27 protein-coding genes are annotated in these 25099 nt (G+C 41.9%); 18 read left to right on the top strand and 9 right to left on the bottom strand.

From position 1 onward, the window contains the following. Positions 1-50 precede the first annotated feature (50 nt). Positions 51-362: a hypothetical protein gene (locus tag Q0192_RS12300; RefSeq protein ID WP_299289779.1), complete on the top strand. Its 312-nt coding sequence runs from the start codon at positions 51-53 to the stop codon at positions 360-362. 173 nt (positions 363-535) lie between these two features. Here the strand turns inward: Q0192_RS12300 and Q0192_RS12295 are convergent, their stop codons facing one another. The 4 genes from Q0192_RS12295 to Q0192_RS12280 all read right to left on the bottom strand — a co-directional run bounded on the left by Q0192_RS12295 (position 536) and on the right by Q0192_RS12280 (position 5186). After that, positions 536-1603 (bottom strand): glycosyltransferase family 9 protein, encoded by a 1068-nt coding sequence (locus tag Q0192_RS12295; protein ID WP_299289778.1) that lies wholly within the window; start codon positions 1601-1603, stop codon positions 536-538. 3 nt (positions 1604-1606) lie between these two features. Continuing rightward, positions 1607-2182: an HAD family hydrolase gene (locus Q0192_RS12290; protein ID WP_299289777.1), complete on the bottom strand. Its 576-nt coding sequence runs from the start codon at positions 2180-2182 to the stop codon at positions 1607-1609. Positions 2183-2355: 173 nt separating this feature from the next. Further along, positions 2356-4230 (bottom strand): glycosyltransferase, encoded by a 1875-nt coding sequence (locus Q0192_RS12285; RefSeq protein WP_299289776.1) that lies wholly within the window; start codon positions 4228-4230, stop codon positions 2356-2358. Positions 4231-4253: 23 nt separating this feature from the next. Next, positions 4254-5186, bottom strand: coding sequence for a glycosyltransferase (locus Q0192_RS12280; protein ID WP_299289775.1), 933 nt, complete (start codon positions 5184-5186; stop codon positions 4254-4256). A 288-nt stretch (positions 5187-5474) separates the two neighbouring features. Here Q0192_RS12280 and ccsA (Q0192_RS12275) point away from each other — a divergent pair, with 288 nt between their 5' ends. The 14 genes from ccsA (Q0192_RS12275) to Q0192_RS12210 all read left to right on the top strand — a co-directional run bounded on the left by ccsA (Q0192_RS12275) (position 5475) and on the right by Q0192_RS12210 (position 15660). After that, the gene (gene ccsA, locus Q0192_RS12275) at positions 5475-6137 is read left to right on the top strand and encodes a cytochrome c biogenesis protein CcsA (RefSeq protein WP_299289849.1); all 663 of its coding nucleotides are present in this window, start codon (positions 5475-5477) and stop codon (positions 6135-6137) included. Positions 6138-6146: 9 nt separating this feature from the next. Then, positions 6147-6359: a CcmD family protein gene (locus Q0192_RS12270; protein ID WP_299289774.1), complete on the top strand. Its 213-nt coding sequence runs from the start codon at positions 6147-6149 to the stop codon at positions 6357-6359. 138 nt (positions 6360-6497) lie between these two features. Further along, on the top strand, positions 6498-7934 hold the full coding sequence (locus Q0192_RS12265) for a Glu/Leu/Phe/Val dehydrogenase (protein WP_299289773.1): 1437 nt from the start codon (positions 6498-6500) through the stop codon (positions 7932-7934). 159 nt (positions 7935-8093) lie between these two features. Then, on the top strand, positions 8094-8507 hold the full coding sequence (locus Q0192_RS12260; protein ID WP_299289772.1) for a cytochrome c maturation protein CcmE: 414 nt from the start codon (positions 8094-8096) through the stop codon (positions 8505-8507). Between the two features lie 9 nt (positions 8508-8516). Beyond that, positions 8517-10979, top strand: coding sequence for a cytochrome c biogenesis protein CcsA (gene ccsA / locus Q0192_RS12255; protein WP_299289771.1), 2463 nt, complete (start codon positions 8517-8519; stop codon positions 10977-10979). Positions 10980-10999: 20 nt separating this feature from the next. Beyond that, on the top strand, positions 11000-11431 hold the full coding sequence (locus Q0192_RS12250; RefSeq protein WP_299289770.1) for a nuclear transport factor 2 family protein: 432 nt from the start codon (positions 11000-11002) through the stop codon (positions 11429-11431). An 88-nt stretch (positions 11432-11519) separates the two neighbouring features. Continuing rightward, on the top strand, positions 11520-12041 hold the full coding sequence (locus Q0192_RS12245) for an antitoxin Xre/MbcA/ParS toxin-binding domain-containing protein (protein WP_299289769.1): 522 nt from the start codon (positions 11520-11522) through the stop codon (positions 12039-12041). Positions 12042-12064: 23 nt separating this feature from the next. Next, positions 12065-12493 carry an RES family NAD+ phosphorylase gene (locus Q0192_RS12240; RefSeq protein WP_299289768.1) on the top strand — a complete coding sequence of 143 codons (429 nt, stop codon included), beginning with the start codon at positions 12065-12067 and terminating at the stop codon, positions 12491-12493. A gap of 22 nt (positions 12494-12515) precedes the next feature. After that, positions 12516-13292: a F420-dependent NADP oxidoreductase gene (locus Q0192_RS12235; protein ID WP_299289767.1), complete on the top strand. Its 777-nt coding sequence runs from the start codon at positions 12516-12518 to the stop codon at positions 13290-13292. 25 nt (positions 13293-13317) lie between these two features. After that, the gene (locus Q0192_RS12230) at positions 13318-13650 is read left to right on the top strand and encodes a 2Fe-2S iron-sulfur cluster-binding protein (RefSeq protein WP_299289766.1); all 333 of its coding nucleotides are present in this window, start codon (positions 13318-13320) and stop codon (positions 13648-13650) included. 14 nt (positions 13651-13664) lie between these two features. Beyond that, a complete protein-coding gene (iscX, locus tag Q0192_RS12225) occupies positions 13665-13907 on the top strand; it encodes a Fe-S cluster assembly protein IscX (protein ID WP_299289765.1) in 243 nt (80 codons plus the stop codon). Between the two features lie 92 nt (positions 13908-13999). After that, positions 14000-14515, top strand: a complete 516-nt coding sequence (locus Q0192_RS12220; protein ID WP_299289764.1) for an HAD family hydrolase — start codon at positions 14000-14002, stop codon at positions 14513-14515. Between the two features lie 209 nt (positions 14516-14724). After that, the gene (locus tag Q0192_RS12215) at positions 14725-14943 is read left to right on the top strand and encodes a hypothetical protein (protein WP_299289763.1); all 219 of its coding nucleotides are present in this window, start codon (positions 14725-14727) and stop codon (positions 14941-14943) included. 144 nt (positions 14944-15087) lie between these two features. Further along, positions 15088-15660, top strand: coding sequence for a Maf family nucleotide pyrophosphatase (locus Q0192_RS12210; RefSeq protein ID WP_299289762.1), 573 nt, complete (start codon positions 15088-15090; stop codon positions 15658-15660). A gap of 84 nt (positions 15661-15744) precedes the next feature. Here the strand turns inward: Q0192_RS12210 and Q0192_RS12205 are convergent, their stop codons facing one another. The 3 genes from Q0192_RS12205 to Q0192_RS12195 form a co-directional block, all read right to left on the bottom strand. Next, the gene (locus Q0192_RS12205; protein WP_299289761.1) at positions 15745-16671 is read right to left on the bottom strand and encodes an exopolyphosphatase; all 927 of its coding nucleotides are present in this window, start codon (positions 16669-16671) and stop codon (positions 15745-15747) included. Between the two features lie 440 nt (positions 16672-17111). After that, positions 17112-18440, bottom strand: coding sequence for an ABC transporter permease (locus tag Q0192_RS12200; RefSeq protein WP_299289760.1), 1329 nt, complete (start codon positions 18438-18440; stop codon positions 17112-17114). 11 nt (positions 18441-18451) lie between these two features. Next, positions 18452-19360, bottom strand: coding sequence for an ATP-binding cassette domain-containing protein (locus tag Q0192_RS12195; protein WP_299289759.1), 909 nt, complete (start codon positions 19358-19360; stop codon positions 18452-18454). 341 nt (positions 19361-19701) lie between these two features. On the opposite strand from Q0192_RS12195, the gene Q0192_RS12190 reads away from it, so the two are divergent. Then, entirely contained in the window at positions 19702-20421 is a 720-nt protein-coding gene (locus Q0192_RS12190) for a dienelactone hydrolase family protein (protein ID WP_299289758.1), read from the top strand. Positions 20422-20589: 168 nt separating this feature from the next. Here Q0192_RS12190 and Q0192_RS12185 read toward each other — a convergent pair whose 3' ends face one another. Further along, entirely contained in the window at positions 20590-21273 is a 684-nt protein-coding gene (locus Q0192_RS12185) for a haloacid dehalogenase type II (protein WP_299289757.1), read from the bottom strand. Between the two features lie 189 nt (positions 21274-21462). Between Q0192_RS12185 and Q0192_RS12180 the strand changes: the two genes are divergently transcribed. Next, positions 21463-21804 (top strand): YMGG-like glycine zipper-containing protein, encoded by a 342-nt coding sequence (locus Q0192_RS12180; protein WP_299289756.1) that lies wholly within the window; start codon positions 21463-21465, stop codon positions 21802-21804. 70 nt (positions 21805-21874) lie between these two features. Here Q0192_RS12180 and Q0192_RS12175 read toward each other — a convergent pair whose 3' ends face one another. Continuing rightward, entirely contained in the window at positions 21875-22921 is a 1047-nt protein-coding gene (locus Q0192_RS12175) for an NAD(P)-dependent alcohol dehydrogenase (protein ID WP_299289755.1), read from the bottom strand. Positions 22922-23056: 135 nt separating this feature from the next. Between Q0192_RS12175 and Q0192_RS12170 the strand changes: the two genes are divergently transcribed. Next, complete coding sequence (locus Q0192_RS12170) at positions 23057-25051, top strand: thioredoxin domain-containing protein (protein ID WP_299289754.1); 1995 nt, start codon at positions 23057-23059, stop codon at positions 25049-25051. Positions 25052-25099: the final 48 nt, after the last annotated feature.

Genomic DNA, 25099 nt, shown 5'->3' with positions numbered 1-25099 from the left:
CCGGAAAACTTGTCGAAAAACATCTTCCGGCTTCCTTAGTTTTTAAAATTATGCACCGTTTAAATATCCTGGCCATCCACCGCGACACCAAAATTTTGGCAACTGTTTTAAGGTTGATCAATACGAACGAAAATTGGAACGGGATCGGTTCTACTTCGGATGAAGAAGCGGTCGAAATGTTTCATCAACAACCTGTTGGTATCGTTTTATTTTGTGCTGGGATTGATGAAACCAGCGAAGAAAAACTAAAAGCTATTTTTAGTACACAAAATCCGTCGCCAATTTTTTTACAGCATTATGGTGGAGGAAGCGGTTTGTTAAGTGCCGAGATTTATGAAGCGTTGGCCAAGCAAGGGCATTAATTTTCCGTTGCCGGTTGCGGGTTTTCTGCTGCCAGTTTTGGTTTGATTGTCCGCGTTGTTGTTGAAAGTATCGCTGCCATTTCGACCGTAGGGAGAAATCTTATTCAAATTGTTAATGCTTCTTTTATCGGCATAAAATCATCAAATAATTTCTCTTTGAAGTAGATTTCTCCCTACGGTCGAAATGACAAAACCGCCTCTAAAATAGCTTCTACAGCAACTGTTTCCGGTGCTTTTTCCTGATGCTGCTGCACAAATTTTAAGACTTCGTTTTTACTTCGCAACGCTTCTGGAACTTCAAAAAACAAAACTTTATTAGGCGTTTTCCAAGGTGTATGCTGCGGATTGGTTTGCGCATACAAAACCACAACTGGAGTTTGCGTTGCAGATGCAATATGCACTGGGCCAGTATTTACCGAAAGTAGGAGTGGTGCTTCTTTTATCAGGCAAATAAATTCATCCAAAGTAAACAAACCCGCAATAGAAAAAGCGTTTGTGCCAATGCCTTGCTGTATTTCGTCCGTCAGTTGTTTCTCAGCAGCCGAACCTGTAAGCAAAATCTGGTAACCAAAATCTTTAACCAAACATTTTCCCAACTCAATCCATTTTTCGGTTGGATATTGCCGTTTCAATTCGCTTACGCCCGGATGTAAAACGAGCCAGGGTTTTTGCAAGTCAATACTGTTTTTATCAAGCTTTTTTTGAGTTGATTGCCAGGCATCAGGGATTTGAAGGCTTAAACGGTCATCCGAAGTTTTTGCGCCAATAGTGGCAACCAAATCCAAATCGCGTTCTACCTGATGTTTGATCAACGTATAAGGCTCTTCGTCCGGAACCCAATTTGTTAATAATTGATAAGAGTTTTCCCGGCAATAAGCCAAACGCAAAGGAATATCAGCGAGATAAGCAAGCATCACGGCCGGCATTGGGTTCTGACTGAAAACCGTAAAAATAACCGCCGCATCAAAATGTTTTTGCCTCAACACTTCCGCCAAAGTCAAAAAAGTAGTGCTAAAAGAAGCATTTTGGGTTTTTACCCAGGGAACATCAAACGTTAAAGTTTCATCAATTTCGGGAATATTTTTGGCGATCCCGGCGGCCATGGAAGAAGTTAAAACGGTAATCCGGCTGTTAAAAGTTTTTTTCAAAGCACGAATGGCTGGGGTTGACATCAGCAAATCGCCCATGTTATCCAACCGGACAACTAAAATATTTTTACAGTTTTGCCAGAGATTATCCATCGGCTAAATTCCCAGATCGGTAGAATGAACATCGGTGATAAAAGCAGCGGCCTGAAAAAAGTTTTTCGCTTTGTAGTCTGGTGTGCGGTATTCACCTGGAACCCATTCTGTTTCGTTGCCGTTATCAATCAAAACGGTTTGGCAGCCCGCTCTTTTTCCGGCTTCTACGTCATTTAAAATATCACCGATCATCCAGGATTGCTGCAAATCAATCTGATGTTCTGCCGCCGCTTGCAAAATCATGCCGGGTTTTGGTTTGCGAAAGTTGCATTCCACTGCATATTTTTCAACTGTTCCCTGCGGATGGTTAAAGCTCCAGTAAAAACCCTGAAACCGGATTTCGTCTTTTTCCAGCAAAACCTGTATTTTATTTTTTACGCCGGTTAAAGCTTCTTCCTCAAAAAAACCACGCGCCACACCGGATTGATTGGAGATCATGATAAAGATATAACCTTGCGCTTTTAACAGTTTCAAGCCTTCAACCACGCCTTCCTGCAAGGTAATCTTTTCAGGGTCAACGTTGTAAGGAATATCCGGGATCAGTGTTCCGTCTTTATCAATAAAAATGGCTTTGTTCATTATGTCGTTTTCAGTATTTTGCCATTTCTGTGCGCTGTCATTCCGACGATAGGAGGAATCTTCTTCAAAGCAGTTTGTGGATTAATAATGTTCGATGAAGATTTCTCCCTACGGTCGAAATGACAGCGTGCTTAATATCAGCAATGCTTCTTTTATCCCTATAAAATCAGTGTTTATTTTACCGAAGCGGTTTTCGTAATTTTAGTTGTTTTGCTTTTTCTGGTAGATAAATGATTTTCTACCAAACGGGAAATGGTATGTAAAAGGTGCAAATGGATTTCCTGAATTCGATGCGGGCTGTTGGAAGGCACGATGATGTTTAAGTGCGCATAAGTTGCTGCATCGCCGCCGCCTTTTCCAAGCAAAGCAATGCAGGTCATGTGTTTTTTATGGGCAACTTTTATCGCATTTACAATATTTACCGATTGGCCGCTGGTGCTCATGCAAAGCAAAATATCGCCTTTTTTGCCATAAGTTTCTATCTGTCTGGAAAAAACATCATCAAAACCAATATCGTTGGCAAAACCGGTAAGCACAGAAGTATCCGCAGCAAGCGAAATTACCGGCAAACCTTGCCGTTCCGAACTTTCAAAGTAATTCATCATTTCTGATGTAAAGTGCAAACTTCCCGCAGCGCTGCCGCCGTTACCGCAAACCAATAGCTTTTTATCTGCTGCCAAAGCATTGCTAATGAGCGTTGCTGCTTGTGCAACCGGAATGCGCAATGCTCTTTTTGCACGCAAAAAAGTATCGGCAGCTTTATCAAAAGCTTGGTCAATCAACATCAGCTCGTTGTCTTCTTCATTGCCGAATTCGTTTACGTGAATAATTTTCTCGTACATACTAATGGCCATTTCCGAGATTTTATGCCAGGTAAACAAAGCATTTACACGACGGATGGCGTTATCGCGCATATCGTTCAGCAATTTTTTATTGCTGATCAACTGAAAAACGCGTTGTGCCAGCACGTCAGGATCATTCGGCGGAACTAAAAAACCTGTTTTTTTATCAGCCACACTGTGTTTAATGCCGCCAACATCGGCACCGATAACCGGCGTGCCGCACGCCATTGCTTCCAAAGGCGTAATACCAAAAGGCTCGTACCAGGGCGTAGTAATAAAAATATCGGCGGCAGCGTAATAGTATTTTAAAATATCACGGTTTTTGCGGCCAACAAAAGTAACATCGGCAGAAACGCCATGATCTGCTGCCAGTTTTTTTAGGCGCAGCATTTCCGGGTTTTGGTCGGTGTCCGGGTTATCGGCTTCGCCGCCCACAACCACCAATCGCAATGGTGTGTCGGTCTTTTTCACTTTAACCAAAGCACGGATCACATTGTCAATCCCTTTTCTCGGAACCATACGGCCCAATTGCAGAATAATGTTTTCGTTCGATTCAAAGTTGAGGATCATCCGCGCCAGCTTTTTATCAATCGGATAAAACTCGGTCGGGCAAAAACCGCAAGGAATGATCGTGATATTTGCCGGGTCGGCGTTGTAATAATTGATCAGGTCTTCCTGGTCTTGCGGGCATTCGGCCACAATCTGATCAGCTTGCCGGGCAATTTCTTCTTCAATTAAAATTCGTTCTTTTGGAAACTTGTCCTGGTCGCCCTGATGGATTTGCCGAACTCGGCCCAACGCATGATAGGTAATGACAAAAGGCAGTTTCAGTTTTGCTTTGAGATTGCAGGCCACCAGGCCCGACATCCAGAAGTTGGCGTGGACCAAAGCATAATCTATTTTTTCGCGGGCAATAAAAGCAATCATTTCCGAAGTAAAATCGGGCATGTACTGCAGCAGGCTTTCCTTCGGGATAAAACTTTCCGGGCCGGCCGTAACATGGATGATGCGGACGCCCTGCACCCAGCTAACAATTTCGGGAAAACGCGTATCATCGCGGCGGGTAAAAATATCAACTTCGTAGCCGGATTGCGCAATATGCTTGGCCAGTTCTCCCACATAAACATTCTGTCCGCCGCTATCTACACCGCCCAGCATAGCCAGCGGAGAAGCATGTTCACTGATAAAGGCTATCCTGTTTTTCATATTTAGGTTTTTGGTTCAATGAGCTAAATTTTGGTAAGTAAGGGGCCGGTTACAGTTTTTTGGATCAACTGCTTCCAATCGGCTAAAAAACGTTTTGAGCTAAAAATTTTTATTGCGAACGAACGCGCATTGGCACCTAAAGAAGCGGCTGATTGCGGATCTGCTATTAATTGCTGCATTTTCCCGATAAGGTATTGCAAATCAGAATGTACAAAACCGGAAACTTCATTGCTGATGATCGTCGGTAAATCGGTCGTCGCTAATCCAACAACAGGCATTCCGATCATCATAGCCTGCTGCACGGCAAAACTGGGACTGGCATAACGATCAGGGCAAAACAGGAAACGGTAAGGGCTGAGTTTTTCGGCTAAATTTTGGTAAGTTATATCTTTTTTTCCGATTTGGATAATTTCCAGCGGCAATGCTTCTTTTACCTGCATAAAAATGTCCATCCCGGTTACACGGTTATCGGCAGGGTTTTCTTCTAAAACCACCACACCGCATAACTTTTCACCGGTAAAAGAAGCATGGTTTTCCGGTACGCCGTTTTCGATTACCGAAACAGGAACGCTGTTATTGTCCCACATTAAAGCGTTGTAATGATTAACATGGACAAGCTGAACGTCAACATCTTCTACCCAGTGTTTGGTGTTGGTTGGATGTTGTTTCGGCGGATTATGTTCTAAATAAACCTTTGGGAGCTCGCGTTGCTGCGGCGATAAAACCTCGTATTGCGCGGTTTGGTAGCTGTGTTCGTCCTGAAACAAAATACAATCCAATTGCAAATCTTTTATCTCCGCAACATTTGTTTCAACCACATTTTTTTGAGCAGAAAAAAAGTTCCTGAAGCTTTCGTTTTGGCCTTCGGGAATATAAATTTCAAAATCTCCCTGCGCCAGCTCCAACAAATATTGTTGTTGCACCGGCCACGTAAAGATTTTATATTGTTGGTCCATGTAAAATTATTGGTTCAAATTATCGGCTAAATTATCTTTTAGTAATTAATTATTTTAATCAAAAGCCAAGCTTTAAATAAAATGTTGATAATTTGTAAAGCGCGCGCTTTGTTTTTTTGTAATTGCTAACACTATATTATTTTATTTGGTTTGCGATGTGCATAATTTATTGCCGCTAAAAACAGTAATGCTTCTTTTACCAGGCAAAATTAAGGCACGTAAAATAGTAAATTATTTAGAAATGCGGATAAGTGCTACCTTTGCGCAACAATTTTTAAAATGAAATTTATTTATCAAAGCTGGTGGAAAGTACTGGCTGTTGTTACCATTATTTACACGCTGGTTGCGGGTTTAACGTTCCATGTACCTACGCTGCCAATTTTGCACGAAACCATTCGGAACCTTTATTTTCATGTGCCGATGTGGATGGCGATGCTGGTTATCTTCAGCATATCGGTTTGGTACAGTATCAAATATTTAAGAACCGGGCAAGAAGCGTACGATTTAATTGCGGTTGAATGTGTAAACACCGGTGTCGTGTTTTTTATATTTGGGTTGGTAACCGGCATGATCTGGGCAAAATATACTTGGGGCGAATATTGGAGCAACGACCCGAAGCAAAACAGTGCAGCCATCGCTTTCTTGTTGTATTGCGCTTATTTAGTGTTGCGAAATTCGATTGATGAAGAACAAAGGCGTGCGAAAATCTCCGCTGTGTACAACATCTTTGCTTTCCCGATCATGATCGTGCTGATCTTTATTTTGCCGCGTTTAACCGATTCGCTCCATCCTGGAAACGGCGGAAACCCGGCTTTTGGCAAATATGACTTAGATAGCAGGATGCGCGTAGTACTTTATCCTGCTTTTATTGCCTGGCCGTTGATTGCGGTTTGGATTGCAACCCTGCGTTACCGCATCCGCCTGATCGAAAACAAAAGAAATACTTTATAAATCCTCCCGATGAAAAAAATATTGTTGTCGTTTTTAATGCTGTTTTTATCCACCTTTTTTTCGTTCGCACAGCAAACTACTGGTGTAGAAATGGCCGACCAGATGCGCAGTTCGGGAAAAATTTATGTGGTGATTGCCACCATCGTGATCGTTTTTATCGGCCTGGCCATTTATCTTTTCACCATTGACCGCCGCTTAAAAAAGATCGAACGCGAAAATTAACCGCCCTAAACCTCAATTCAATCAACCCTACCGAATGATAAGACGTATACACTGGCTATAAAGAATTTGTGTAATTGAAATAATTTCATTCAACTTTGCATACCTTTTATAAAACCAGTTAACGTAACAATTTTTATTATGAGTAATTCACTTGTTCTCTCCGAAGTGGAGAATCACTTTTTTGGTGATGTTTGTCAGTTTTTTGATCACGCAGCCCAATTTACCAATCACGATGCCGGTTTGCTGGACCAAATAAAATCCTGCAACAGCGTTTTCCGTTTCCGTTTCCCCATCCGCAAAGGCAAAGGGTTTGAAGTAATTGATGCCTGGCGCGTAGAACATTCGCACCACCAATCGCCAACTAAAGGCGGTATCCGCTACAGCGAAATGGTGAACGAAGACGAAGTGATGGCTTTGGCCGCTTTGATGACTTATAAATGTGCGATCGTAAACGTGCCGTTTGGCGGCGCAAAAGGCGGCATCAAAATCAACCCGAAAAATTATACCGAGCAGGAACTGGAGAACATCACCCGCCGCTACACCGTAGAGTTGATAAAAAAGAATTTCATTGGGCCCAGTATTGATGTCCCAGCACCCGATTATGGTTCCGGAGAACGCGAAATGAGTTGGATTGCAGATACTTACGCTACTATGAACCCCGGCCAGGGTGATGCTTTAGGTTGCGTTACCGGAAAACCGATTGCTTTGCACGGTATTGCCGGAAGGCGTGAGGCAACTGGCCGTGGCGTTGCGATTGCCACACGCGAATGTGTAAGCGTGGCAGAAGACATGAAAAAGTTAGGTTTGCTGCCGGGCATTTCAGGCAAACGCGTAATTGTACAAGGGCTTGGAAACGTAGGCTTTTATTCGGCTAAATTTTTGGCAGAATTTGGCGCATTGATTGTTGGCATTTGCGAATACGAAGGCGCAATTTACAACGAAGACGGCCTGGACGTAAATACTGTTTTTGAGCATAGGAAAGCGACCGGTTCAATTTTAGGCTATCCTTTGGCCACCAAAGAGTTTAAAAACTCGATGGAAGGCTTGGAGCAGCCCTGCGATATTCTGGTTCCGGCAGCTTTGGAAAACCAAATTACAGTGGACAATATCCGCCGTATCCAGGCAAAAATCATTACCGAAGGAGCCAACGGCCCAACCACACCGGAGGCGGAAGCTATTTTTACAGAACGTGGCGGCATCATCATCCCGGATATGTACGCCAATGCCGGCGGTGTAACGGTTTCTTACTTTGAATGGTTAAAAAACCTGTCTCACGTTTCTTTTGGCCGTATCAACCGTCGTTTTGAAGAAACCGCCAATATGAACTTAGTAAATATGGTAGAAGGAATTACAGGCGTGGCCTTAACACCCATGCAGCGTTCTACCATTGTAAAAGGAGCATCAGAACTGGAACTGGTAAACTCCGGATTGGAAGATACCATGATTCGTTCGTACCACGAAATCCGCGAAACTTTTGTACAAACACCAAAAATAGATACGTTAAGAACTGCCGCTTTTGTGGTTGCCATCAATAAGATTGCAGTTTCCTACAAAAACCTGGGCATCTGGCCATAAGCACTAATTTTTATGCGGTAAAAGAAGCATTTTCTATTTCTATGGAAAATGCTTCTTTTTGTTTAGAACGATTCTAAATTCGAGATAGAAACCCTAAAAAAAAGATTACGAACTTTGTTTTGTATTTTTGTATGCTTATTAAAACCAAGAATTATCCAGATGAAAAAAAGTTCAATATTAGGTATCGTTATTATTGCCGTTGCTATTTGTATCATCATCAGCACTTATGCAGATACAAGCACATACGGTTCTTTTAATGAAGCCAAAAACACACATAGCGAACTGCACGTAGTCGGCCATTTAAATAAAGATAAACAACTGATTTACGACGCTAAAAAAGACGCCAACTATTTTTCTTTCTTTATGAAAGACAACAAAGGTGAGGAGTGCAAAATTGTATTTACCGGCACCAAACCGCAGGATTTTGAACGATCGGAACAAATTGTGCTGACCGGGCAAATGGTGGGCAACGAATTTCATGCCTCAAAAATTCTGATGAAATGCCCTTCCAAATACATACAAGACAAAGTGGAAGTTACCGAGGCAAACGCAACCAAACAAGCTTCAATTTAAATTTCTTTAATGGATATTCAATATAAAGGAGAGCACCTTTTGCCGGGGCAGCTCGGCCAGTTATTTGTTATACTGGCATTCGGCTCGGCACTTTTTTCTGCCATCAGTTATTATTTTGCAACCGTAAATAAAAACCAGCTTGATAATAGTTGGAGAAACCTGGCGCGTTACGGCTATTTTATCAACACACTTTCGGTTGTTGGTATTGGTGCCTGTTTGTTTTACATCATTTACACCAACCTGTTCGAGTACCATTATGCCTGGGCGCATTCTTCGCGTACGCTGCCGGTTTATTATATCATTTCCAGTTATTGGGAAGGGCAGGAGGGAAGTTTTTGGCTTTGGGGATTTTGGCAGGCCGTGCTGGGAAACATCCTGATCTGGAAAGCGAAATCTTGGGAAAACCCGGTAATGGCTGTGGTAGCTTTATCGCAGGCATTTTTGGCTTCGATGCTGATCGGCATTGAGATGTTTGGCACGCGTGTGGGCAGTTCGCCATTTATTTTACTGCGTAACGCGATTGAAGGTCCGGTTTTTAGTAGACCGGATTATTTAAACTACATTAAAGACGGAAACGGGTTAAACCCTTTGCTGCAAAATTATTGGATGGTCATTCATCCGCCAACGTTGTTTTTGGGTTTTGCTTCGATGGTTGTCCCTTTTGCTTACGCCATTGCCGGATTGTGGCAACGCCGGTACAAAGAATGGATCAAACCAGCTATTTCTTATTCACTTTTTGCAGTGATGGTTTTAGGGACCGGTATTATCATGGGTTCTTTCTGGGCTTACGAATCGCTAAATTTTGGAGGTTTTTGGGCTTGGGATCCCGTGGAAAATGCTTCTTTTATCCCCTGGTTAACGCTGATTGGCGGCGTACATGTGTTGATCGTTTATAAAAATACCGGTCATTCTTATTTTACGGCAGCGTTCCTGGTCATTATCAGTTTTATACTGGTTTTATATGCTTCTTTTTTAACGCGAAGCGGGATTTTAGGCAGTACATCTGTCCACGCTTTTACCGATTTAGGCATGACCTGGCAATTGTTGGTTTTCCTGTTTGCTTTCATCGCGATTTCGGTTTGGCTATTTGTTACCCGTTGGAAAGAACTGCCCATCACCAAAAAAGATGAAGAAACCTACTCGCGCGAATTTTGGATGTTTGTTGGGGCTGTCTTCCTGGCTTTGTCTTGTTTGCAATTGGTTATCGTAACTTCCATACCGGTTTGGAATGCTATTTTCGGAACAAAAACTGCACCGCCAACGGAACCTGTAAGGTTGTACAACATCGTGCAATCTTCCTTTGCCGTCGTAATTACGCTGCTGATGGGTTTCGCGCAATTTCTTAAATACAAACGTTCGGATGCAACCACTTTCCTCATCCGTTCTTTGGTTTACCTGTTTTTTGCAGCTTTAATCAGCGCCGTTATCATCGTTTTGTCCGGCCTTTACCACACGCATTTGGTTTATATGCTGGTTATTTTCGGTTCGGTTTACGCCGTTCTGGCCAATACCAAATATTTGGCCGATATTTTTAAAGGCAAAACAAAGCTGGTTGGTTCGGCAGTGGCACATATTGGTTTTGCTTTGTTGCTGGTTGGTGCGGTAATTTCTACGGGAACGAGCCGCGTGATTACCATCAACAACAGTGGTGTTGGTTTTGGAACCGAGTTTGAAAAGGTTGGAAATTCGCGCGAAAATCTGCGTTTGGATTTTAATACGCCAACCAAAATCGGCGTTTATACGGCAACTTATGTCGGCGATTCCTTAAACGGGCCAAACCATTATTTCAAAGTTAATTACAAACGCATTGACGATAAAACTGGTAAAGTAAAGGAGAATTTTACCTTGCTTCCAAATGCGCAAGCTAACCGTAAAATGGGTTTGGTATCTTCCCCGGATACACGCCACTATGTTTTTAAAGACATGTATTCTTACGTGAGCATTGCCTGGCCAATGAAATTTCAGGACGACCAGACCGCCGAAAACGAAGGCCACACCGAAGCCAACGAAGATAAAGAATACGCCAAACCGGTTGCCCACGAAATGAACATCGGCGATACCATCCGTTACCGTGCCGGTTTGATCATTTTAAAAGCTTTAAATAAAGATGCCAAAGTGCGCGATATTCCGTTGGCTAAAAACGATGTTTCTGTTGGTGCGCAGTTGGAAGTGCAAAGCAATGGCAAAGTATTTACCACAGAACCGGTTTTTATGATCAAAGGCGGCAACAAGTTTGATTTCAGTAAAAAGGTAGACAGCGCCGATTTGAAAGTGCGCTTCTCTAACATTTTGCCTGAAAAAGGCAAGCTGGAAATCACTACTTATGTAAAACCCGAAGGCGAAAAACCATATATCGTGATAAAAGCGATTGAGTTTCCTTCCATCAATTTCTTTTGGTCTGGAACAATTATTATGGTAATTGGCTTTTTGCTTTCTATTTTCCGCAGAAACAAAGAATTGAAAACGGCGTAAACGGCAATACTTCTTTTACCATGCAAAAAACAGTGGGCCTGATTTTACTATTTCTAAGTGTTTTCTCCATTTCTGTAAAAGCACAAAGCAAAGAAGAAAAGCAGGTTGCCGCGGCGGTGGAAACATTAAAGAAAGCAATGATTGACGGCAACAAAACCGCTTTAGAAAACATAAGTTCTGATCAATTAAGTTACGGCCATTCCAGTGGAAAAGTTCAGGATAAAGCGGCTTTTGTAGAAACCATCGTAAGCGGGCAATCAGATTTTGTAACGATTGATTTAACCGGGCAAACCATTGTTATCAAAGATAAAACCGCCATCGTTCGGCACACACTTTCGGCACAAACCAACGACGGCGGAAAACCAGGAAACGTAAACTTAGGCGTAATGTTGGTTTGGGTGAAAGAAAAAGGCAACTGGAAATTGTTAGGCCGGCAAGCTTTTAAGTTGTAAACAAGCCAAAAGATTGATTTTTATTTGTAGGAAAATTTTCTGATTGAATCAGAAAATTTTCCTACTTTTGTTTATACAACAAAAGGTTATGGCTAAAAAAGAAGTATCAACTAAAAAAAGTGTAGTTTCTGGAAGCACTTCATCGAACGAAAAAGCTGCCACAACTTATAGAAAAACCAGCGTTGGCAATAAAAATTTATTTAACGAGCAGGCAGTTGTTTATCAATCTTTATACGCCAACCCAATTAGCCTGTTAAACAGTTCTAAAAAAGGATTGGATGCCAAAGCCGCTTTAGATTTTATTAATCTGTCTGGTTTTACGCAGGAACAGTTTCAGGATACTTTTAAAACCACGATCAAAACAATTCAGAATTATGACCGCCAGGAACTGAAACTGGATGCTTCTTTGAGTGAGAAACTGCTTAAATCTTTTGCCCTGTTTGAAAAAGGTATCGAATTGTTTGGTTCGGCAGAAGCATTTAATGATTGGCTTCACGTATCAGCTTACGGTTTAGGAAACCAGGTTCCGGTTGAAATGATGGACACCATAACCGGTATTGGTTTGATTGAAGAAGAATTGATCCGCATCGCATACGGCGATTTAGCTTAAAAATGTTTGTTTACAGGATTACGTTGAGTGTTTATTCGGATAAATTGAAAGCATCGGGCAGGGCGGCAAGATGGAACCCCAATAAAACGGAGGTGATCTATACAGCTTCTAATCGTTCTTTGGCTTGTTTGGAAAACGTTGTCCACCGTGGCCAGTTAGGTTTGAGTCAGATTTTCAGCATCATGGCCATCAACGTAGATGATAAAATTAAAAAGGAAAAAATAAGTTTGAACGAACTGCCGGAAGATTGGAAAGAATTTAACCGAATGCCGTTTACACAAGCTTTAGGAGAAAGATGGATAAGTGAAAACCGTTCGGCAATAATGCAAGTACCGTCATCTATTGTAGAAGAAGAGGTAAATTATTTAATCAATCCTAAGCATCCTGATTTTAATTTTGTTAAACTTATTAAAATAGATCCTTTTGTTTTTGATAAAAGGATCAAACTGTAATGCTTCTTTTACCATATAAAAAATGCGCATCACTTTAATTGGTTCGGGCAATGTGGCCACACATTTAGGCGCTGCGCTTAAAAATGCCGGCCATCAAATTATCCAAGTTTGGAGCCGTAATCTGCAAAATGCGGCTTTGCTGGCTTATTATTTAAAAGCCGAACCGGTTGATGATTTAAGTGAAATTTGTCCAGAAACTGACTTAATTATCATTTCAGTAAAAGACGATGCGGTGGAAACCGTTGCTTCTTTTATCCACCTAAAAAATGTATTGGTGGTGCATACTTGTGGTAGCGTAAGTATGCAAACTTTGGAAAAGTATTTTGATACTTGTGGCGTTTTTTATCCGCTGCAAACCTTTTCCAAGATGCGTGAATTGGATTTCCGTTCCGTGCCGCTCTGCATAGAAAGTACCGATAAAAACAGTATGGCGTTGTTGCTCGGCCTCGGCCAAACCATCAGCAATAATGTAACTTATATTGATTCGGCACAACGTAAAACCTTGCACTTGGCTGCTGTTTTTGCCTGTAATTTTCCAAACTTTTTGTACGCCATTGCTGCCGATTTACTTTCTGAACAGCAAATGGATTTTAATTTGATCAAACCGCTGATCCTCGAAACCGCATCCAAAGTGCAATCTTTTTTACCGGCTGAAGTACAAACCGGGCCAGCCAAAAGGCGAGACATGCAAACGATGGCTGCTCATTTGGAATTGTTGCAGCAACAGCCCGAGTGGCAGCAGTTGTACACGTTGCTCAGTCAGGGTATTATCAAAATGGACGAACCGCCTTTAGCCTGAACTAAAATTATTACTTTTGCGTGCAATGGAAATTTATAACGTCAAGATTAACTTTGAAGAAGCAGGAGTGCAATCCGTTGTGCTGCCGATTGCCGAAGGAGAATCTGTATTGGATGTTTGTTTGGAAAACGGTATTGACCTGCAGCATAACTGCGGCGGCGTTTGCGGTTGCAGCACATGCCACATTTACGTGAACAAAGGCATGGACAATGTGCAGGAAATATCCGACAAAGAAGAAGATTTTATAGACCGCGCCGTAAACCCGCGCATCACTTCCCGTTTAGGTTGCCAATGTGTGATGATTGATGGCGACATTGAAGTAACCATTCCTGACCAGTCTCAATTTCTGGGTCATTAAAACTCAAATTAATTATGTTGGATAAAGATTTTGCCCTGCCCATTCATTGGAACGATTACGAAGACATTGCCATGAGTTTGTACGAAAAATTTGGCGATGATTTTAACGATTCTAAAATTTACCGTGTACGCTTTACCGATCTTTTAGAATGGGTGCTTACGTTGCCAAACTTTGTTGGCAAACGAGAAGAAAGCAACGAAGGCCATCTGGAGCAAATCCAAACTGCCTGGGCTTACGAATGGCGCGATAACCAGTAAACCGGTTGCCGGTTTTGGGTTTTCTGTTGCCGGTTCAATGCTCAGAAACTCGCACCTCAAACCTCGTACCTGAAAACCCACAACTTCCTCAAATGTACCTCGAAAAACTAAAAAATATCAAAGCGTTTATCTTCGATGTGGATGGCGTTTTAACGAACGGCGATGTTACTGTGGCCGAGAACGGCGACCAAATGCGGCATTTTAATGTAAAAGATGGTTATGCAGTTAGCCATGCGGTTAAGTCTGGTTATTATATCGCCTGTATTTCTGGCGGACGTTCGCAAGGCGTTATATCGCGCTTAAATGGTTTGGGTGTGAAAGATGTTTTTTTGGGGATCAGCCATAAATTGGAAGTTTTTGAGCGCGTTGTAGCAGACATGAAACTGAACCCGGAAGAAATTTTGTACATGGGCGATGACATCCCGGATTTAGATATCCTGAAAAAAGTAGGTTTGCCAACTTGTCCGGCTGATGCTTGTGAAGAAGTGAAAGCTGTTGCCGAATATATTTCGCCAGTTATAGGTGGAAAAGGTTGCGTGCGCGATGTGATCGAAAAAGTTTTGAAAATCCAGGATAAATGGATGAAGGAAAACGCGACGAGCTTTTAATGAATCAAAAAAGCTTATTATTAATAAAAAGTTTAATTTTTTTCTTAAAAAGAATTATAAAAAGTTTCTATTAACAAACAATAAGATTTTTATTTGTTAAATTTGAAGATGCCAAATTAATTATTACCAAAATGTCCAGTTTAATTAACTAACATTTTTGTCCTACGTAAAACAACCAACCATTATAAAACTGTTAAAAATTGACTATCATGAACATACAAGAAATATCTGATCTGTTAGATTCAAAATTAGATTCAAAGCTTGAACCAATAAAAAATGATTTATCAGCCTTGAAAACCGATGTACATGCGATTAGAATACATGTAGATTCTATTAACAACAGGTTATACAAATTAGAAGAAAGAGTAGCTAAAATTGATACAAAGCTGGATACTGTAGTTAGAAGCAGTAATTTAACAGCGATATAAAGTTTGCTATAAGCTTAATAAAAAAGGTGCTTATTTATTTAGGCACCTTTTTTATTGGTAAAAAATTCCTTGCTTAATTAAAAATGGGTTTTGGGATGAGAACAACAAACAGCCAAAAATCCAACTAAAAGAGGAAAATCTATCATGCAACAATTCCCACCCATCATTCTCGCTTCCAAATCGCCACGAAGGCAAGAGTTATTACGCTTGATGAATTTCAATTTCCGCGTTGTTTTAAAAGAAGTGGATGAATCTTATCCGGAAAATTTAAAACCGGAAGAGATTGCTGTTTTTATCGCCCAAAAAAAGGCAGCCGCTTTTGATGAAATGATCGAAGATGAAATTGTGATTACCGCAGATACCATTGTTTCTATAGATGATCAAATCCTGGGAAAACCGGAAACACCGGAACATGCGATTGCTATGTTGCAACTGCTTTCAGGGAGAAAACACAAAGTTATTACCGGTGTAAGTTTGTTGTACAAGCAGCAGCAAAATACTTTTTTTGATGTTTCCGAAGTGCTTTTTCGCCCGTTATTAGATGAAGAAATCCGGTATTATGTAGAAAATTTTAATCCCTTTGATAAAGCCGGTTCTTACGGCATCCAGGAATGGATTGGTTTGGTTGGTATTCAACGCATCGAAGGTTCTTATACTAATGTGGTTGGTTTGCCAACGGAGAAATTGTATCAGCAGTTGATAGCAATCAGCCATTAGCTTTCAGCTTTCAGCTACCTTTCTATTGGTTATTTTGCTCGAAAGCTTGAAATCAGCTATTTGCTGAAAGCTGAAAGCCGACAGCTAAAAGCCTTCTTCCGCCAAAACTCCTTCTTTCAACGAATAAGTCGTCATCGCCAACTTTTTAATTTGCAGCTTTTGCAGTACAAACTGCGTAACCAAAGAAGCCACCACAATCATATCCACACGCAACGGAATAATGCTTCTTTTAGCCATCCTTTTTTGGTGGCTGGATTGCTTTAACCAATCCGCAATGGCATTAAATTCATCCATTTCAAAATCATAGGTTTTGATGTTTTGAATGTTGAATGGGTTTCCTTTTTCAACCTCAATCATTTCTGCATAAGTTTCAAAAGAACCGGCAGAACCAATCAGTTGCTGCACATCCCAATTTTTAACCGATAAAAACAGTAGCTGCAATTGTTCTTCTAAATAATTGTTCAGCTTCTGAATATTTTCCTCCGTCATCGGATCGGTTTGATGGAAAAGTTGTCGCAGCCGTTGTGCGCCAATTTCAAAACTTTGTTTCCAATAAATCTCCCGTTCATCGCACAAAATAAACTCCACACTGCCGCCGCCAATATCCAAAATCAGTGCTTTTTCTGCCGATAAAATACCCGAACTTTTTACGCCTTTGTAAATCAACCCAGCTTCCTGCAAACCGTCAATCACTTCAATTTCAATCCCGGTTTTGGTTTTTACTTCGCGGATAAAATCCTGTCCGTTTTTGGTACTTCTAACAGCAGAAGTTGCTACGGCACGAACTTGTGATGCTTCTTTTACCGCTATTTTTTCGGCAAAAAGCTGCATGGTTTTCAGGCCGCGGTCAAAAGCTTCGGCAGTAATCAAGCCGTTTTTCATGCCGCCTTCGCCCAGCTTTACCGCTTCTGTTAGGTGCAAAATTTCTTTAAATCCGTTTTCCGCTTTTTCGGCAATCAGCAAATGGAAAGTGTTGGTTCCGAGGTCCATTACGGCGATGCGTTGGTTCATAAACCGAAGATGCTGAAATAAATTGATCCTTTAAAAACGGAACTTAAACTTTCGGGCTTTCTAACTTTCTGACTTTTGGTCTTTCTGAATTTTCCGACTTTTTGTTTTGGGCGTGCCCCTGCGGGTCGGGCTTTCCGCTCCAAGTCCTCGCTCGTGCCTCGCTGTGGGCTTTCCGCTGCAATCCCTCACGCGCATGGCGGCTACCTTGCAAACGGCCCTTGCTATCGTAAGAAAAACAAGAATCAATTTTTCAACAGACCAAATTTATACCGATAAAAGAAGCATTTAGACATTCAGAAGCGGCAGGTCTGCGCCCAGGCGCGCAAAGGCTGGACAAAACGCCCGGAGGGAGCGGGTTTGTCTTGATTTCGTTGGTTCTTTTTCATCAAGGAAAAAGAAAGTTAAATACAATTAGTGATACTTCTTTTATCAACCTAAAATCACTCTTTATAAAAAAACCATTTGGCCAGCTCTTTATAACTTGCTTTCTTGCCATACATCAGCACGCCAACACGGTAAATGCGGGCGGCAACCCAGGTGGTAAACAAAAACCCGGCAACCATCATCACCATAGATAAAGCCAGTTGCCAACCCGGCACGCCAAACGGAACGCGCACCATCATGGCAATGGGTGCCGTAAACGGGATAACCGAAAGCCAAAACGCCAGCGAACTATCCGGGTTGTTAACCAAAAAAGCAAACGATAAAATGTAGGTGAACAAAAGCGGCAACGTGATGGGGAACATAAACTGCTGCGTTTCCGTTTCGCTATCCACAGCCGAACCAACGGCCGCAAACAAGGCACTGTAAAGCAAATAGCCCGACAAAAAATAAAAGATAAAACAGCCGATGATGTACGGGTAATTAACGCCTTCTAAACTCTTCATAAAACTCATCACCGGGTTGCCAATGGGCGGCTGCGTTTGCCCCGTGCTGTTTTTACCACCTTTTATTTGGGTTTGATTGCTTTGTTCAACAGCGGTTTCGTGTTTGGTAAAAGCTTTTTCGGCGATGTTGGTAACCGTGGTGGAAAGGACGATCCACAACAAAAACTGCGTTAAGCCAACCAAGCCAACGCCCAGAATTTTGCCCAGCATCAGTTGAAATGGTTTTACCGAAGACACAATGACTTCAATAATCCGGTTGGTTTTTTCTTCGATTACGCCACGCATCACTTGGGCGCCATAAATAAACAGCGAAAGATAAATCAGGATGGCCGAAGCAACGCCGATGCCGTAAGCCGAAGCCAGGTTGCTGTCTTTCTCGCCCTCGTCCGTTAATTGTTTGGTTTCTGCGGAGATATTGCTTTTCAAGCCGCTTAACTTAACCACATCAATACCCGCCGCCGCCATGTTATTGCCGGTTGCGATCGTGTTCAGTTGCGTTTCTACTTCGTTTACCAAGGCAAAATTGGGTTTCTTTTTGGAGAAGATTTGGACGCTGTTTTTATCGGTAAAATTTTTTGGTATCGAGAGGATAAATAAATCTTCGTTCTTGTTTGCTGCTTTTTTGGCTTCAGGCAACGATTGGCTTAACGAACTAAAATGGATGTTTTTATGGTCTTTCAATTTCCCCGCAAAAACGCCGCTTTCGTCAATCACTTTAATTTCGCGGGTTTTATTTAAGCTGTCGCTGTTGGCTGCAATTAAGTAGGTGATGGCATACATCGCCAAAATCAACCCCGGGACCAAAAAAGTCATCAGGATAAACGATTTCTTTTTTACCCGCGCCAAATATTCACGCTGGATGATAAGTAAAGTTTTGTTCATGGCGATAATTGCTATTTGCGGTTTTGGTTAACTTTTCGGATAAAAATTTCGTTCATCGTCGGGATTGTTTCTTCCAGTTTTTGGATGCTTACTTTCGGTATCAAATACTGCAATACTTCGTTTACCGTATGATTTTCTTTGAGCTTGATTTGGATTAATTCAGTTTCCTCACCGGGAGTGTGTTGCAACAATTCAAAAGGTTCTGTTCCGTTAAAATCCAGTTTCCCCGAAAATTCTACTTTAAAAGTATTGTTGCGGTACGAATTGCGGATGGATTTCACCGGCCCATCTAAAATTTTATGCGACAAGTTGAGCAACGCAATCGAGTCGCACAATTCCTCCACCGATTCCATCCGGTGGGTCGAAAAAATAATGGTGGCACCTTTTCGGTTCAGTTCCAATATTTCATCTTTGATAATTTCTGCATTTACCGGATCAAAACCGCTGAAAGGTTCGTCCAAAATAATCAGTTCCGGGTTGTGCAAAACGGTGCTTACAAACTGCACTTTTTGCTGCATCCCTTTAGAAAGGTCTTCAATTTTTTTGCCCCACCAATCGCCCATGCCCAACTTTTCAAACCAGGCTTTGATGCGTCGTTCGGCATTGGTTTTTTCCAAACCTTTTAACCGCGCCAGGTAAACCAACTGCTCGCCGATCTCCATTTTTTTGTACAAACCGCGCTCTTCGGGCATGTAGCCAATGCGTTCAATGTGCGACTGGTTTAATTTCTCGCCGTTAAAATAAACCTCGCCCGAATCTGGTGCCGTAATCTGGTTGATGATGCGGATCAGCGAAGTTTTGCCGGCACCGTTTGGGCCAAGCAAACCAAAGATGATTCCTGTTTCAACTTCCAGGCTTACATTGTCCAACGCCCGGTGCCCGGCGTACTGTTTCACAATGTTACGGATACTTAGCATCATGCTTCTTTTATCGGTGTTTTTTTGGGTTAGAGGAGGTTGGAGGTAGAAATGTTACGGCAATGTAAATATTAAAAAGAGGAAAGGAAATAATTTTTTGTGGTTGAGGGGAATTAGGTTTAATAATAAGATTGGAAGGTTTAATTTGTATTGAATTTAATTATGACTATTGAAATAAAAACACCTGTTACAAAAGAAAAAGTTTAGCAAGCTATCGAACAGCTAAACAATGTCTTAAAACTATACTTGTAATTTTTCCTGATTCTATTTTTTCTGCCCTTAAAAAAAGCATCCTGCCTGTAAAACTTTTTGCCTTTGATACTTCTTTTATCAATAAAAAAACAATGTCAGGATTACAAAATTTTGTGCAGTTACCGGTTGCCGACGGAACAACCATGCAAGCTTATACTTCCATTCCGGCGCATGGCAAAAGCCCGTTCCCGGGTTTAATTTTATTTCAGGAAGCTTATGGCGTCAACCACCACATCCGCAAACTGGCCGACCGCTTTGCCGATGAAGGCTATTTTGTGATTGCACCCGAACTTTTTCACCGTTCTGCCAAACCCGGAATTGAAATTGATTATACCGATTTCCAGTCGGCAATGCCGCACATGCAGGCGATTACTGTGGAAGGACTGGAAGCTGATATTCAGGCAACCTGGGACTGGCTGGAAAATCATTCGCAGGTAGAAAACGGAAAAATTGTGGCAACCGGCTATTGCCTGGGCGGCCGTGTTGGTTTTTTGGCCAATACCATGCTGCCGTTTAAAGCTGTTGCTTCCTATTATGGTGCTGGGATTGCGCCTGACCTGATTAAAAGGGCTGCTGCCATCAACGCGCCACATTTGTTTTTTTGGGGAGGAAAAGACCAGCACATCCCGAAAGAACAGATTGAAACCGTTAAAAGCGAACTGACCAAAGTTGGCAAACAATTTATCAATGTAGAATTTTCTGATGCCGACCATGGTTTCTTTTGTGATGAACGCGCCAGTTTTAATGCCGATGCCGCCGAACTGGCCTGGGGCTTAACACTGGAATTTTTTATACAGAAGATGAAGCTTTAGGGGCGAAAGGCAAATTGTAACTTCAAACCAAAAACGGACAACCGAAAATGCAACATCAATAGCAACAGCTTTGATGTTTGTGTTTTTGAAACGGATTGCAAAATACAGGCTGGCAGGTTTAGGTTGATGCTTCTTTTATTGGCATAAAATTGGTGTTCGATATTGAAATTAAAGTTTAACTAACTCTTGAGCTAAAGTTAAAAGATTGGCACAAATAAAACGGGGCTTTTCAGCCAGCGAATACAAAGCTTGTTCTTTTCGGGCAATAAAAGCAGCTTGCAAACCTGCACCAACAGCACCGGCAATATCCCAGCCATGTGCGGCAATCAGCATGGCTTCCTTTGGTTTAAGGTCCATTTTATTCAAAACGTATTCATAAGTTTCCGGATGCGGCTTGTACAGTTTTACTTTATCCACACTATAAGTATCTTCAAAAAAATCTTTCAGCCGGGAAAATTGCAATTGCTTTTCCTGCGCAGCAGGTGCAGAATTGGTAAGCGTTGCCATTTTGTAGCCTGCTTTCTTCAACATTTCTAATCCTTCAACAACTTCCGGGTAAGGCGGCAACTGCTGCATGGATTTTAAAATATCTTCCATAAAAGTTTCATCTGCATCAACTTGCAATGAAACAGCTGTCATTTGTAAAGATGCTTTTGCAATATCGCTAAAAGGATGGTAAGATTTTGTAACGGTATCAACCAAAGAATACTGCAACAACCAGGAAAACCATTGTGTAAAAGTACCAGGATGTTTGTAAGCATGGTTGATAGCTTCTTTGATGCTTTCCATATTTAGCAAAGTGCCGTTAACATCAAAAATTAACAGTTTAGGTTTGGACGGTGTAAAAAGCATGGATAAAGGATTTATGGTTAAGGAACTCCTTGGCTTGGATACTGTTTTTATCTATCAAAAATTGTTGGGTTATTTTTAGGAGTTAAGCTATTTGCAGCACAAGTGCTAAACCTTAACAAATACTTTACGTTAAACAGGCAAAGTATTTGTTTATCCTGTTATCATTATAAAAAAATTACAACTCAACTCATGAAAAAACTAATTTTGATTTTTGCCGTATTTTTTACGCTATCTGCTGTTACCGGAACTTTTGTACAGGCCCAAACCGTTAAGCACACTTATTACAAGCATGGTAAAAAGTATGTTTACACCACTAAAAACCGCAGGGGAATGTCTAAACGCGCAAAAGGTGCGTTGATTGGCGGTGGAGCCGGTGCATTGGGCGGCGCATTAATTGGCCATGGTGTTAAAGGCGCATTAATTGGCGGTGCGCTTGGTGCCGGTGCCGGTTATGTTGTTGGCAACGAGACTGATAAAGGAAAATCGCGTGCCGGAACGCATACAGTGTACAAACGCAAAGTGGTTCAATAACCTGATTTTTACCTTATAAAAAAAGCATGTTCAACTTGAACATGCTTTTTTTATGCCTATTTTTTGGTTTTTAATTTAATGAAGCCATATCAATCACAAAGCGGTAATGCACATCGCCTTTCAACGTGCGTTCGTAAGCTTCGTTGATTTGGTCAATTTTGATCATTTCCACATCCGAAGTAATGCCCTTTTCGGCGCAGTAATCCAACATTTCCTGCGTTTCTTTAATTCCGCCAACCAAAGAACCAACCAAACTGCGGCGGCCACCGATCAAATTAAAAGCACTAACGTCAGCCGGTTTTGGCGGGGCGCCCAACAAAATCATCACACCATCGGTTTTTAATAAAGCCAGGTACTCGTTGTAATCGTGTTCGGCAGAAACTGTATCAATGATAAAGTTAAACGTGTTGGCCAGCTTCTTCATATTTTCCGGGTCGGTCGTCAGCTCAAAATGGTGCGCGCCCAATTCCTGCGCATCTTTTTCTTTTTTAGGAGAACGGCTCAACATGGTAACTTCGGCACCCATTGATGCAGCTAATTTTACGGCCATGTGCCCTAATCCGCCCAAACCAACTACGGCAACTTTATCGCCTTCTTTTACGCCCCAATGTTTTAACGGCGAATAAGTGGTGATGCCGGCGCACAACAACGGCGCAACTTTTTCCAACGGTAACTGATCCGAAACATTTAGCACAAAATGTTGGGTAACCACAATGTGCGAAGAATAGCCGCCGTAAGTAATCGTTTTTTTATCTTGAGATTGCGAATTGTAGGTCTGTGTGTTTCCGTTTTCGCAATATTGCTCCAAGTCTTCTTTACAATTGTTGCAATGGCCGCAACTATCTACAAAACAACCCACGCCAACGGTATCGCCTGCTTTAAAACGGGTAACATTTTGACCAACGCGGGTAACTTTTCCTACAATTTCGTGTCCTGGCACAACCGGATATTGTGTTCCCTGCCATTCGTTCCGCGCCGTGTGGATATCAGAGTGGCAAACGCCGCAATATAAAATTTTGATTTCTACATCATCATTGCCAGGTTCCCGCCGGTCTATCTGAAACGGGCCTAATGGTTGATCGGCTTTTTCGGCCGCGTATGCTTTAACTTCTGTCATATACTTGTTTTTAGTGTTGCAACAAGTATCGGGCTTTTATTGTTTAGGGAAAGTCAAAAGCCTCAGAGGCAAACCAAACGCCTGCTTTTCTGGTAGTATCTACAACACCAATTTTATACCGATAAAAACAGCATCATGCCAAATCGCCTCGCCAATTCCACTTCGCCATATTTACAACAACACGCTAATAACCCGGTAGATTGGTTTCCCTGGGGACAGGAAGCGTTGCAAAAAGCAAAGGATGAAAATAAATTATTGTTGATTAGCATCGGTTATTCGGCCTGCCACTGGTGCCATGTGATGGAGCACGAAAGCTTTGAAAAACAAGAAGTTGCTGAAATAATGAACCGGTTTTTTGTGTGTATTAAAGTTGATCGGGAAGAAAGGCCGGATGTTGACCAAATCTACATGAGCGCTGTACAACTGATGACAAACCGCGGCGGCTGGCCGTTAAATTGCATCTGTTTGCCCGATCAGCGGCCGGTTTACGGCGGTACGTATTTCCCAAAAAAAGACTGGCTGAACGTGTTGCTTAATCTGACTGATTTTTGGAACGAAAAACCAAAAGAAGCCGAAGATTATGCCGTTCGCCTGATTGAAGGCATCCATCAATATGAACAATTTGAGTTGGTAAAAGAAGCAAAGGAATATTCAAAATCCGATCTGGAAGCCATTGTAACGCCCTGGAAACGCAATTTTGATATGGTAGATGGCGGTTTAAAACGTGCGCCAAAATTCCCAATGCCCAACAACTGGCAGTTTTTGATGCGTTACGCGCATTTGATGAAAGACGAAGCCGTGAACATGAGTGTCCGGGTAACGCTGGAAAAAATGGCTTTCGGCGGCATTTACGATCAGATTGGCGGCGGTTTTGCACGATATTCTGTGGATGGAAAATGGCACGTGCCGCACTTCGAAAAAATGTTGTACGATAACGCGCAGTTGGTTAGTCTTTATGCGGAGGCTTTTACCTGGGCCGTTGATCCGCTTTATCCAAAAATTATTGAAGAAACGCTGACTTTTATCGAACGCGAACTCACTTCTCCCGAAGGAGGTTTTTATTCGGCTTTGGATGCCGACAGCGAAGGCGTGGAAGGCAAATTTTACACCTTTACCAAAGCCGAAGTAGAAGCGATTTTGGGTGAAGATGCCGAACTGTTTTGCACTTATTTCCACGTAACCGAAGAAGGAAACTGGGAAGAGGAGCAAACCAATATTTTTTTCCGAAAAGATGACGCAGATGAACTGGACGAACGTTTAGGACTTTCTGCAGATGAACTTCAAACCAAAATCAATCAAGCACGACAAAAAATACTGGATAAAAGAAGCATGCGCGTTCGTCCGGGTTTAGATCATAAAATTTTGGCTGGTTGGAACGGTTTGATGTTAAAAGGTTATTGCGATGCTTACCGCGCTTTAAACGAGCCGCAATATTTGGAAACCGCCAAACGTAATGCTTCTTTTATCCTGCAAAATTTATCCAACGGAAACGGAAAACTGAAACGTGTTTTTGGCAACGATTCGCCTGCTTTTCTGGATGATTATACGTTGGTTGCCGAAGCTTTGATCAGTTTATACGAAGTTACTTTTGAAGAAAACTGGTTGCAGGAAGCCCGAAAAATCAACGATTATGCGCTGGATCATTTCTACGATCTGTCGAGCGGCATGTTCTTTTACACTTCCGATGAAGACGCGCAACTCATCGCCCGAAAAACAGAAGTGATGGATAACGTGATTCCGGCTTCCAATTCCGTCATGGCCCGAAACCTGAAAAAGTTAGGTTTGTTTTTCGATCATTCTGAATACCTCGAACTTTCAGCACAGCTTTTACGGAACGTGGAAAAAAACATGGCGCCGTACGGTTCGTCGTTCTCCAATTGGGCCATGCTGCTTTTAGACGAGGTTTTTGGCATTTACGAAATTGTACTTGTTGGCGATGAAGCCGAAGAAAAACGCAAGGCTTTCGAGCAAAAATATCTTCCCAACAAAATTATCTTGGGCGGAACAAAAGGAACTTTACCTTTGTTGCAGGATAAAACCGGTAGTAAAAACAGCATTTTTGTTTGTAAAGACAAAACCTGCCAGCTTCCGGTGAACGAAGTATCCGAAGCGTTTAAACAAATTGATTAATAGGTTTGAGGTGCGGGGGTATCAGGTTTGAGGCAATAAACGTTGCCC

The sequence above is a fragment of the uncultured Mucilaginibacter sp. genome (assembly GCF_937859865.1).
GTDB lineage: Bacteria > Bacteroidota > Bacteroidia > Sphingobacteriales > Sphingobacteriaceae > Mucilaginibacter_A.
Note: the sequence above shows the minus strand (reverse complement) of the source record. Positions and strands in the feature narration are given on the sequence as shown.